7 protein-coding genes and 1 tRNA gene are annotated in these 11,072 nt (G+C 76.6%); 2 read left to right on the top strand and 6 right to left on the bottom strand.

Annotated elements, in window-relative coordinates; all coding sequences use genetic code 11:
- Positions 1–154: 154 nt before the first annotated feature.
- Positions 155–1,363, top strand: a complete 1,209-nt coding sequence (locus ACZ4VL_RS31250) for a S28 family serine protease (RefSeq protein WP_468206629.1) — start codon at positions 155–157, stop codon at positions 1,361–1,363.
- Between the two features lie 15 nt (positions 1,364–1,378).
- Here the strand turns inward: ACZ4VL_RS31250 and ACZ4VL_RS31245 are convergent, their stop codons facing one another.
- On the bottom strand, positions 1,379–3,796 hold the full coding sequence (locus ACZ4VL_RS31245) for a hypothetical protein (RefSeq protein WP_468206626.1): 2,418 nt from the start codon (positions 3,794–3,796) through the stop codon (positions 1,379–1,381).
- Positions 3,797–3,799: 3 nt separating this feature from the next.
- Positions 3,800–3,872, bottom strand: a tRNA-Gly gene (locus ACZ4VL_RS31240).
- A 114-nt stretch (positions 3,873–3,986) separates the two neighbouring features.
- On the opposite strand from ACZ4VL_RS31240, the gene ACZ4VL_RS31235 reads away from it, so the two are divergent.
- Positions 3,987–4,244, top strand: a complete 258-nt coding sequence (locus tag ACZ4VL_RS31235) for a LapA family protein (protein WP_468206623.1) — start codon at positions 3,987–3,989, stop codon at positions 4,242–4,244.
- A gap of 10 nt (positions 4,245–4,254) precedes the next feature.
- Here the strand turns inward: ACZ4VL_RS31235 and ACZ4VL_RS31230 are convergent, their stop codons facing one another.
- The 4 genes from ACZ4VL_RS31230 to ACZ4VL_RS31215 are packed head-to-tail and all read right to left on the bottom strand — an operon-like array spanning position 4,255 to position 11,050.
- Complete coding sequence (locus tag ACZ4VL_RS31230; protein ID WP_468206620.1) at positions 4,255–5,961, bottom strand: thiopeptide-type bacteriocin biosynthesis protein; 1,707 nt, start codon at positions 5,959–5,961, stop codon at positions 4,255–4,257.
- 48 nt (positions 5,962–6,009) lie between these two features.
- Positions 6,010–8,028, bottom strand: a complete 2,019-nt coding sequence (locus ACZ4VL_RS31225; protein WP_468206617.1) for a TOMM precursor leader peptide-binding protein — start codon at positions 8,026–8,028, stop codon at positions 6,010–6,012.
- The gene (locus ACZ4VL_RS31220) at positions 8,025–9,914 is read right to left on the bottom strand and encodes a hypothetical protein (RefSeq protein WP_468206614.1); all 1,890 of its coding nucleotides are present in this window, start codon (positions 9,912–9,914) and stop codon (positions 8,025–8,027) included. The genes ACZ4VL_RS31225 and ACZ4VL_RS31220 overlap by 4 nt, the downstream gene beginning before the upstream one ends.
- A complete protein-coding gene (locus tag ACZ4VL_RS31215; protein WP_468206635.1) occupies positions 9,911–11,050 on the bottom strand; it encodes a lantibiotic dehydratase C-terminal domain-containing protein in 1,140 nt (379 codons plus the stop codon). Before ACZ4VL_RS31215 ends, ACZ4VL_RS31220 begins: the two co-directional genes overlap by 4 nt.
- Between the last annotated feature and the right edge of the window lie 22 nt (positions 11,051–11,072).

Raw genomic sequence — 11,072 nt, 5'->3', positions numbered from 1 at the left:
GTGGGGGGGTTTTCTGGGGGAAAGGAAGACCAGGAGGAAACGCGGGGTCACTGTGGTTGGGGTGGGGGGGTTGGCCCCAACCGGATGGGCGACCCCGCCCGGGCCCCCCCCACGGGACGGCGACATCCGCGCCCGGATCGCGGCGGTTCCCGGCATGCGGCTCGTCGGCGAACGCCCCGGTACCGACGGGCAGACCGTCCTCGACCTCGCCTTCCGGCAGCCCACCGATCACCACCACCCCGAGCGGGGTTCCTTCGAGCAGCGACTGACGCTGGTGCACAAGTCGGTCGACCGCCCGATGGTGCTGTACAGCAGCGGCTACGACCTGGGGTCCACGCCGCAGCGCCCCACGGAGCCGACGGTGCTGCTGGACGCCAATCAGATCACCACCGAGCAGCGGTTCTTCGGGGAGTCCAAGGCGGCGGACCAGGACTGGTCCACGCTCACCATCTGGCAGGCGGCCAGCGACCACCACCGTCTGATCGCCGCGCTCAAGCAGCTGTACCGCGGGGCGTGGATATCGACCGGGGGCAGCAAGGGCGGGATGACGGCCGTCTACCACCGCCGCTTCTACCCGGACGACGTGGCCGGCACGGTCGCGTACTCGGCGCCCAACAACACGGACGACCGGGACGACCGCGCCTACGACGCCGGCCTGGCCCGGGTCGGCACCCCCGAGTGCCGGGCCGCCCTCATCGAGGTCCAGCGGCAGGCCCTGCTGCGCCGCGAGGCGATGACACAACGGTACGGCCGCTGGGCGGAGGAGCAGAAGGCCACCTTCCGGACCGTCGGCAGCGCAGACCGGGCGTTCGAACTCGCCGTGCTGCGCCTGCCGATGATGTTCTGGATGCACCAGCCGGCGGACGCCTGCGCCAAGGTGCCCGGGGCCGACGCCTCCGATGACGCGCTCTACGAGTGGGTGGCCGGGGTGACGCTGCTTCCCGTGTACACCGACCAGTCGCTGGAGCCCTACACCCCGTACTTCTACCAGCTGGGCACCCAGCTCGGGTACGCGACGTTCTCCGCCCCGTACCTGGAGGGGCTGCTGCGCCACCCGGGAGTCCAGGAACTCCGGTCGTACGTACCGCGGGAGATACCCCTGCACTTCCAGCGGGGAGCGATGGCCGACATCGACCGCTGGGTGCGGAGCGACGGCCGCTCGCTGATGTTCGTCAACGGCCTGAACGACGTGTCGGTCGCGGAGCCCTTCCGGCTCGGCAGGGGCACGCGCGACTCGTACGTGTTCGAGGTGGGCGGCGGCAGCCACCACGTCTCCGTCAAGGGCCTGCCCCCGGCCGATGCCGACCGGGCCACGACCGCGCTGCGCCGCTGGGCCGGGCAGACCGGCGCCGGCCGGGGGTGAGCTGCGGGCCGCCGGTCAGGGGTGGGCTGGTCCGGGCAGCGTCCGGCGGCACATCCAGTGGCCGTCGGTGCTCCAGCCCAGGAAGCGGCGGGCCAGGCCGCCGTGCGCGGTCCCGTCCGCTCCGAACGCGCCGCCCGCGGCGACCATCCGGAGCCCGGCCACGGCCGGGCCGAGCCGGGCGGCCGTGTGCCACGGCCGACGGGCGGCCTCGGCTGCCGCCCACTCCACGAAGGCCGCCTGCCGGTCGGAGGTGCACAGCGACAGGTGGAACAGCATCTGCCGCCAGGCGTAGGCCGCGTCCTTCACCGTGGCCAGCGGGCGCGGGTGCCCCTCCACCCGTGCGACCAGCCGGCAGGCGGTGGTGAAGCAGGCCCGGGCCAGGGCCTCCCAACCGGCCGCCGGGGCGATGCCGGCGTGCCGGACGAGGACGGCCAGGTTGTGGGTGGTGAGGATCTGCGCCTGCTCGATCACGGTGCCGTTCGCGGCGGGCGACCACGACCGGGAAGCGCCGCCCCCGGAACCCGCCGAGCGGTCCCGGGCGGCATCGGCCCGCTCGGCGCACATCCCGGCGAAGGCCGGCGCCGTCGCCGGCCCCGCCCCCGTCCGGGCCCCGGCGCCCCGGGCGAGGCGCTCGGCGGCCTGGACCACCGCCATGCTCCGCACCGCCGCGCCGTCGATCCCGTAGTAGCGCGCGTACAGGGTGCCGTCCAGGAGATCGGCGGCCACCCGGGCGGCGGTCAGGAACTTCGGGGAGAAGGTGCCCGTGAAGATGTCGGCCGCCAGCTCTTCCACGAACGGCGCCTCCGTCAGCTCCGCCTGCCGTGCGAGCTGGGACAGTTCGCGCACCAGCGGGTTGGGCAGCAGCGTCCCCGGGAACGCACCGACCGCCAGCTCGCCGAGCTGCCTCAGGGCGGCGCCGGCCGCGCCCCGGGCGCGGTCGGCGGCGTCCGCCTCGGTGCCGTGGGCGGCGAGTGCCCGCACCCAGGGCAGCTCCTCCACCCGCACCTGGTGGGCGAGGTCGAGCAGCAGCAGCGAACGGCGGTTGCGGAACGCGCTGTACGTCGCGGCCGCCAGGGTGCGCAGCGCGGGGTCGCCGTAACGCTGGGCGGTCGCCGCGGCCACCAGCTGCGGCACCAGCTCGGCGAGGACCTCGGCGGACGGTACGACGCCCTGCTCGACCAGGGTCTCCAGCGGGGCGCTCAGCGCGGAGCGCACCGTCTGCCGCAGCCGCTCCGGAACCGCGGTACCGGCCGGCAGGCCGGAGGCGCCCGCCTCCGCCTCGGTGACCGGGGCGACGGGCGATTCCACGTCGGGCGTTCCGTCGCGCTGGTCCAGCGGGGCAAGCCGCTGCGCCACGAGCGCGGCGATGCGGTGGTGGGCGGGCAGGGCCGCCTGCCGGGCCTGGATCCGGCGCAGCTGCGTGTGCTCGGCGGATCCCGGCAGGCCGCGCTTGGCGACCATGGAGGTCACGGCGTGCTGCAGCAGCCCGGCCAGTCGGGCGGGGACGGGCCGTCCGTCGGCGGTCTCCTCCAGGGCCCGGCGCAGGATGCCGGCGTTCGACTTCGGGTTGCGGTGCTTGCCGCACAGCGGGTGGGCGGCGGCGAGCTCCCGGTAGCGCTCCAGCAGCGCGACGGCCTCGGCCCGCGACGGGTCGCCCGCCGTCTCCGCCACGTTGGGGGTGCCGGTGCCGTACCGCAGCCAGTGGGCGAGCAGTTCGTCCTCGAACGGCCGCCACACGGTCAGGGCCTCCCGCTGCGCCTCGACGGCCGCCTTGGGCTGCCGGGCGGCGAGCTGCCCCGCCACCTCGCCGACGCTGCGGCGGTGCACGGCGGCCGCGTCGGCGGCCGGCCGGTCCGTCGGGCGCGGCAGGAAGCGCAGTCGGTCCGCGAACGGTCGGATTTCGGCGACCAGCGCGGCCGCCGCGTCGATGTCGCCGGCCCGGACCAGCCAGGCCACGGTCAGCAGTGCGGACTCCTCCGGCAGCACCACCTCGTAGCGGCCGCTGTCCAGCAGCTCCCACAGGCCGGTGAGGCCTTCCTCGGTCAGGGCGTGCGCGAACAGCCCGGCGCGGGTCGCGGGAAGGCCGGCGCGGCGCGCGGCCTCCTCCTCGTACGGGGTGAGCGGACCGCTCGCCGCGGGCGTGCCGGTGGCGAAGCCGCCCCGCACCACCTCGGGCGTCACCCAGGCCGGCAGCCCGGCGACGGGGGTGCGGGACCCGACGGTCAGCTGCCCGGCGGCCATGCCGGACAGCACGGCCCGCCACTGCCGCACCCGGCCCTCGGCGCGCTTCCGCGTGGCCGCGTCGGGGTGGGCCACGGAGGTGCGCAGCGCCTGCGCCAGCCGGGCCGCGGCATAGGTCGGGGAGGCCGTGGCGGTCTGCGCCGGCGGCGCCGTACGGGGCGTGGTGGGCTGCTGGTCAGCGATCTCGTCCATAAGCCGGCGTGGCAGGTTCTGCCCCTGCGCCCCCCGGATGGGAAGTCCGGTGCTCTGCTGACTGAGCTACACGCCGTCGGTGCGCCCGACCTTAGGGAGGCGCGCACCGCCCCGGCAAACGATTTCGGGGCGGGCGGCCGGGCCGGGGGCCCGGTCGCCCGCGTCGACGAATCATTCGATAATGAGGCACATGGCACAGAAGGGCTCAGCGCGTCACCAGCCGTCGACCCTGACCGTCAAGGGCCGTGACGTGCGCCTGCGCACCATCGGCTTCGTCGTTCTGGCCGCCCTCGCCGTCTGGTTCATCGCCGTCAACACCGGGCGGGTCACCGTCAGGTTGTGGGTCCCCACCGTCGCCGTCCCGCTCTGGGTGGTCCTCACCGTCACCCTCCTCGTCGGCATGGTCCTCGGCGTGTTCCTGGCCCGGCGCCGGGCCGCCCGCCGGTAGCGGCGGCGCCCTACCGGTCCCCCGCCGCGGGGCGGCGGCCCACGGGCAGCAGGTACATCAGCGGCTGCTCCAGGTCGTCCAGGCCGAGGAGTTCGTGGGACAGGTCGTCGTGGAACCCGCCGAGCGGGGTGCCGCCCAGTCCGAGCGCCGATGCCGTCAGGAGCAGGGTCTGGGCCAGGTGGCCCGTCTCCAGGAGGGCCAGGCGCAGGGCGCGTAGTCCGTAGCGGCGGCGCAGCAGGCCGAGGTTCGTGTACACGCCGAGGACGACCGGCGCCCCGTCGACGCCTATCCAGTCGGGGTCCGTCGACGGACGCGACAGGTACGTCGACAGGGGCTTGATCTGCGACAGCTCGGGCACCGGGCCGATACGGCTGAGCGTCCGCCGCTCCGGCACGCAGTCGTACGTGCCCGCGGGCACCCCGGCCACGTCGAGCACCAGCAGCCGGACCCGGGCCGTGTACAGGGCGCCCGCACTCGGGTAGGCGCGGTGGACGAGCGTACGGACCGTGCCGTCGGCCAGGGTCTGCTCCGAGCGGCTGTTCGCGGAGAGGGAGTTCCACAGCAGCGCGCCCAGGGTGCCCGCGTCCAGCGGTCCGGCGAGTGCGCCGCGCAGCGAGGCGCGGTCGACGAGCACGGTTCCCAGCGGCACGGCCGGCAGCGGGTCGGCGGGCAGGGCGAACTCCGGACCCGGCGGGACGGGCCGCGGGGCGGGGAGGTCGTGCAGCGCGGAGTCCTCGCCGCGGCCGATCTGGAACTTGCTGCGTTCCAGGTACTGGACGTCGGCCGCGGTGTGCCCCTGCGGGAAGAAGCCGGGCGGCTCGTCGGTCTCCAGCAGGGTGCGGGCGGCGAGCCGGCACACCGCCCGCTCCTCGTCGGGGGTGACGCCGAGCCGGTTGAACAGCATGTGGAGCTGCGAGGCCCAGATCCATGCCGTCGCGTCGCGGGTGGTGGCCCGCTCCTCGTCCGCGGTGCTGCCGGCGCGCAGCAGTGCGTCGGCCTCGTGGACGCGGTCCGCCCAACGGCCGAGCCAGCCGGCCGCGGTGCCGGTCTCCAGGCGTTCGCGTACGGCCGTCGCGCGCCGCGCCAGGCCCGTACGCTGCCCCGCGTAGACGGAGTTGACGCGGGCGTGCACGGAGGCGCCCGGTAGCAGCGGCACCTCGGTGACCCATCGCCAGCCCGCCGCCTGGCCGCGCAGCCAGCGGGCCGTGGTCAGCCGGTCCATGCCGAGGGCGCACCCGGTGGCGTGGGCCAGGTCCGCGGCGAGCGTCAGCCGCACCGCCGCGCCCGCTCCGGCACCGCCGACCGCGTGGAGGTCCCGCAGGGCGTCCAGGGCCACCTGCGTCGACGCGGCGAAGACCTCCTCGGCGACCGGGAGGGCCCGCGGGCCGCCGTAGCGGTCGGTCTCGGGGACGTACGGGACCTCGCGGACCTCCCCGTGCCGGGAGGGCCACGGGCCCGGTACCGCCGGCACCTCCTTCGCCGCCCGCGCCAGCTCCCGCGCCAGGTCCGCGGCGGCCGGCGCGCTCAGCCCGCGCACCCGGATCCGCAGGTGGGGGCCGTCCTCGCCGTACCGGATGAAGAACCAGCGGGTGGCGTCCCCGCCGGGCGCGGTGAGCCGGTCGAGGAGCGGGGCCGCCTCACGGAGGAGGAAACGGTCGGTGTCCTCGGTGCTGGAGTGCAGGAAGAGGTGGAGGCTGTGCCAGGTGTCGGTGGTCATCGCGTGCGGTCCTCGTTCGCGGGTGCGGGTGCGGGTGGAGGGGCGGGGTCAGGGGAACGGGTGCGGGTGCAGGGCCAGGTCCTCGTGGCGCAGCGGCCGTTCGGTGCGGCCCAGCCGGTACGGGACCTCCAGCAGCCGGGTCAGCCCGCGGGTCCGCCGGTTGACGTGCCCGAAGGTCATCGGCAGCGAGCCGGGGACGACGACCTTCACGCAGTGCAGGCCGAGCTGGTCGCGCAGCCCCGGTTCGGTCTGGTCGACGGTGATCACCTCCAGGCCGGCCCGGGAGAGCCGCTCCACGGTGGCCCCGAGCAGGTCGGTGAGGTCGCGGACCGGTTCGGGCGCCCCCGGCCAGGCCTCGGCCACCGACACGCAGGGCGTGTCGGCGTGGAGGAACTCCAGGCGCGGGCCCGCCTCGGGCAGGGTGTTCAGCCCGACGTGGTCGTCGAGGCCCACCACCAGCTCCGGGCGGTCCAGCATCGGTCGGAGCCGCTCGGGGTCGCGGGGCCCGCCCTCGGCGAGCGAACGGTGCGCGGATTCCAGCACGTTGGTGACGACCTCGGCCACCGCGGACCTGATCGCGGCGCGCGGGTCGTGGTGGGCGCCCGCCGCGAGGAACATCCGCGGTGCGTCCGGGTGGCCGCCCTCGTACCGGCAGACGGCGACGACCGCCGGGATGCCGAAGTCGTTGGTCGCGTCGAGCAGCGACAGCCGGTAGCCGGCCAGGGCCGCCCGGTCCGCGAGCATGGCCGTGCCGGTGTCCTCGGGCGGTGGCTGGACGCGGCGCAGCGGGGTGGCCGCGTACCAGGCCATGAGGAAGGCGTCGCGTTCGGCGACCTCGAACAGACCGTAGAGCGCTGCCTCTTCGGGGCTGTTGCCGAGTCCGCAGCCGTTGGAGGACTCGTACACCACGCGCGGCCGGCCGGGCCCCGGAACATCCCAGTAGGCGGCGTGCTCGGGGACGGCGACGGCCCGCTGCCGGGTGAGCGACCAGCCCTGCACCCAGTCCATCTCCAGCTCCGGGGTGTACGGGACGGTCGGTGAGGCGGAATGCCCGTGGTGGGCGGGGTCGGGCAGGCCGAGCCGCTCCGGGTCGAGGGCCCGGTCGGGCCCCAGGGCGGCGAAGGAGGCCCGCAGGTCGGTGCGGCGGCCGGTGGGGCGCATGCCCGCGTACCGCTCGACGGCTTCGAACAGGGCGATGCGCTCGCTGTCGGCGAAGTCGCGGGCCCGGCCGTACCCGCCGTCGTCCAGGTCCCGGCCGTCGGTGACGACGGCGGTGGTCAGGGAGAAGGCCGAGTCCTCGGCGCGCATCAGCCGGCGCACCGGGCCGAACCGCTCGTCGTACAGCGCGGCGCGCAGGCCCTCCGCGGTGGTGCGGGAGTTGGGGGCGCGCAGCACGTACGGATCGGGCAGCGGTCGGGGCCCGGCGGGCAGCGGGTCCGCGCCGGCGGCCGTGTCCAGGGGGAGGGGGCGGCACACCGGGCAGCCGCCGACGGGCCGGATGCGGTGGGTGGACCAGGTGCCGCGGCCCAGGTGGACGACGTACACGGTGGCGGTCTCGACGGCGCCGGCGCCGCCCGTACCACCGTCGCCGTCGCGGCCGTCATGGCCGTCATGGCCGTCATGGCCGTCATGGCCGTCATGGCCGTCGGCGCCGTCCAGCAGGTCCTGGGCGAGGGCGCCGACGCAGTCCGCGAGCGCCGGGGACAGGACGCCGGCCAGCTCCAACCCGGGGCTCCGCCACGGCACCCGGCCGCCCGCCGTGGCCAGCCGCTGGTACTCGGCGCAGCTCAGGCAGGCCGCCGCGCCGGGCCACAGTACGGGACCGACCACCGCCAGGGCGCCGTCGAGCCGTACGGGCACCAGGGCCACGGGGTGGCCGAGCGCGTGCCGGCTCAGCTCCTCGGCGAGGCGCGGGGTCCACCGGGGCAGCAGGACCGCGGCCCGGCCGGACGGCAGCGCGAGCGCCGCTCCGGCGTCGAGCACGGGTTGCGCCAGGGTGCCGCCGAGCGGCCCGGAGGCGTCCCGGGGGGCGTTCGCGGCCGGGACGGCTGCCGCCGCCTTCGTCATCGTTCCTCCTCCGGGGTGTGCAGGACGGTGAAGCCGAAGGCCCGCAGCCGGTCGGCTAGTTCCCGGGCCTCCGCCGGGAGGGCCGGCTCCGGTCGGCCGGCGGTGGCGGGGCGGTCCGCTCCGGTCAGGCGTCGCAGCGCGGTCTGGAACGCGGCTTCCCGGCCGGCCAGGTCGGCCAGCCAGCCGCCGGTCCAACCGGGGTCCTCCCAGGCGGCCGTGCGCACTCCGGCGGCGGCCAGCGGGGCGACGGCGCCGCCGGACGGCGGCGGGCTCCCGGCCGGAAGTCCGGCGTCGCGCGCGCAGAGCGCGGACACCGCGGCGAGCGCGGCGAAGGCGGCCGCGTCCCCGGGGGTCGCCTCGACGGCTTCGCCGAGCACCGGGCCGGCGGCCGGCCCCGTGCCGTGGACCACGGCGTGGTGGACCTGCGCGCCCGGGGCGGCCCGGAACACCTCCAGGCGCGCCGACACCCCGAGACGGACCGTCAGCGTGGTCCACCAGTGCCCGGCCTGCGGATGGCCGGTCCACTCCCCCGGGTCCCCGGGCGTACGGTCCGCCGCGCGCCCGAGGCGGTCGGCCGCCGCAGCGCGCAGGGCGCGCCCCGAGGCGTGCCCCGGATCGGCGCCGACGGTGTAGCCTGCCCCGCCCAGCCGCAGTTCGGCGGCCCGGCAGAACACCTCCAGGCGCGCCAGGTCCAGCCGCGGCGCGCCACCGACCGGGCCTTCGAGGCCCGCAAGGCCGTCCGCGGGCCCGGCCCCGGAGGGCGCGCAGGCCGCGAGCGGCACGGGAAGCTGCGGCAGGCTCCCCGGGAGGGGCTCGGGCAGCAGCCCGCACCGCCGGTCGCCGAGGGCCGTCACCCGGCGGAGCGCCTCGGCGAGGGTGCCCGCGGGTGCCAGGTCGCCCCGCCGGTCGGCGTCGATCCGTTCCGGGCCCAGCCAGCTGCGGTACTCGGCCCGCAGCGGCCGGGCGTCCGCGAGGAGCACCGCGGGCAGACCGGGGAGCAGGCGCCCGTCCTCACCCTCGTCCGCGGGGTCCGGCAGGCCGGCCGCGGCGCAGAGCAGCCGGTGTGCCGCGGCGCCGCCGATCAGGGTGGCGGGCAGGCGCGGGGGGCCGGCGGGGGCGGCCGCGGCCTTGGCGAGCCGTGTCTCCAGGGCGGTCGCGTCCGCGCGGATCTGGGCGGCGCTGCCGGGGGCCGTGGCATAGCCGGCCCCGCCGCACAGCCCGGCCGCGACGCCCCGGTCCGGACCGGACCCGCGGGCGTACAGCAGGATGCGCCCCGCGGGCAGGGCCGGGTCGGCGGCGTACGAGACGGGCAGCCCGCCCGCGGCCAGTGCTCGCCCGGCGGCCCTGGCCAGCGGCCCGTCGGGGGATGCGGCCACCACCTCCGCCCGCGTCGTGGCCAGCGCGGCGGCCGCGGCGGCGGGATCCTCGGCCGCGGCTTCGAGCCACGGGGCGTCCGAGCCGGACCCGCCGACGGAGCCGGCAGGGCCGGCAGGGTTGACGGCGGGGACGGCAGGGCCGGCAGGGTTGACGGCGGGGACGGTGACGAGCAGGTCGTACTCGTCCAGCCGGCCCAGGAGCGTGTCCACCGCGGTCCGCAGGGCGGAGTCCGGCTCGATGCCGTCCAGCAGATCCTCGAGCCGGCCGTCCCGCAACGGCCCCTCCAGCAGCCGCCACAGGGTGGGCAGTGCCTTGCTGCCCTCCAGGGTGACGCTCCCCCGCCGGCCCCGCAGGTGCAGGCCGTCCCGCACCACGGTCACGGCGACGTCGGGACGCAGCCGACGTACGGGCGCGGCGGGAGCGGGGGTGGCGGCGGCGGCGGCCGGAACGACTACCGGAGCAGAAGGACCAGGAGCAGGTGCAGGAGCAGCGGACCGTGCGGTGCTCATGAGCGCGCCTCCACGGCCTCGATGACCGCGTCGATCTCCGCCCGCCAGTCGCATCCGGTCAGCCCGGGAACCGTACCGATGACCAGGTACGCGGCCAGGTAGCGTTCCAGCGGCCGGATGTCACAGATGGCGAAGAGCCGGTACAGGGCGTTGGTGCAGGCCCGGTACACCAGGTAGTCGGGACGGCTCCACATCGCGCCGTGCGGGTCGGAGCGGCGCAGCAGGCGGTGGAACTCGCTGTAGCGGGTGCGGAGGTCCTGGTTCCAGCGGGCGTGCACCTCTTCGTCTCCGGTGGCGGCGGCCCGCGCCCGGTACTCCAGCGGTACGCCGTGGAGGTCGGCGCCCGCGTCGTAGCGGCTCTGCGCCAGCTGCCAGGCCCCCGCCGAGAAGTCCGCCCAAGCCCGCTCCCAGCCCTGGGCACCGCCCTCGGCGATCCGGCCGACGAGCGCGGTGACGGAGCCGCCCGCGCGTTCCGCGTGGCGCTGGAAGCTGCTGCGGATCCGGCCGTCCGGGTCGTCGTGGACGAGGAAGTCCTCCAGGTGGGAGACGTATGAGAAGTGGCCTCCGGCCAGGCCGTCGGGGTGGGCGCAGGCGTGCGCCGCCAGGGCGGTGACGGCGAGCCGGAGCCGTGCCTGCGGGGTGTCGCCGTGCTCACCGAGGAAGCCGGCGCCGGCCGTCAGCGGACGGATCCCGGCCCGCAGCAGGTCGTCGCGCAGGTCGGCACCGTCGTCCCCCAGCAGCCCGACGAGGGGGGTGCGGTCGACGGCCTCGATGCGGACCGTGTTGTCGGGGACGATCGGCCCGTACGGCGGCGGGATGAGCTCGCTGCGCCCGGCCTGGGCGGCCCGCTCAAGCAGCTCGGCCTCCGTGAGGTCGCCCTTCGAGGGGTGTGCGCGGAGCCAGTCTCGGATCCGGGCGGCAGCGGCCGCGGCGGCCGTGTCCACGCGCGCGGACGGCCCCTGGAGGCGCAGCCGCAGGTGGGGTCCGTGCAGCCAGTGTCGTTCGACGTGGGCGGCCAGGCCGTCCGCCGTACAGGCCTCGGCGAGGGGGAGCATCACCTCCCTCAACAGGGACGCCTTGACGGGGTGGTGGTAGTAGGCGACCACATCGCGGGCGCCGTCGTCCTGGGGCTGCATGCCTGGCACGCTCCGTTCCTCT

The organism is Streptomyces sp. NPDC029014 (genome assembly GCF_055564695.1).
The sequence above is the reverse complement of the archived record's forward strand: the minus strand, read 5'-3'. Positions and strand labels throughout refer to the sequence as shown.

Bases quoted from the DNA above. Each gene is read 5' to 3' on its own strand.
- ACZ4VL_RS31245 (WP_468206626.1), bottom strand. From the start codon at position 3,796: ATGGACGAGATCGCTGACCAGCAGCCCACCACGCCCCGTACGGCGCCG.
- ACZ4VL_RS31235 (WP_468206623.1), top strand. From the start codon at position 3,987: ATGGCACAGAAGGGCTCAGCGCGTCACCAGCCGTCGACCCTGACCGTC.
- ACZ4VL_RS31230 (WP_468206620.1), bottom strand. From the start codon at position 5,961: ATGACCACCGACACCTGGCACAGCCTCCACCTCTTCCTGCACTCCAGC.
- ACZ4VL_RS31250 (WP_468206629.1), top strand. From the start codon at position 155: ATGCGGCTCGTCGGCGAACGCCCCGGTACCGACGGGCAGACCGTCCTC.
- ACZ4VL_RS31215 (WP_468206635.1), bottom strand. From the start codon at position 11,050: ATGCAGCCCCAGGACGACGGCGCCCGCGATGTGGTCGCCTACTACCAC.
- ACZ4VL_RS31220 (WP_468206614.1), bottom strand. From the start codon at position 9,914: ATGAGCACCGCACGGTCCGCTGCTCCTGCACCTGCTCCTGGTCCTTCT.
- ACZ4VL_RS31225 (WP_468206617.1), bottom strand. From the start codon at position 8,028: ATGACGAAGGCGGCGGCAGCCGTCCCGGCCGCGAACGCCCCCCGGGAC.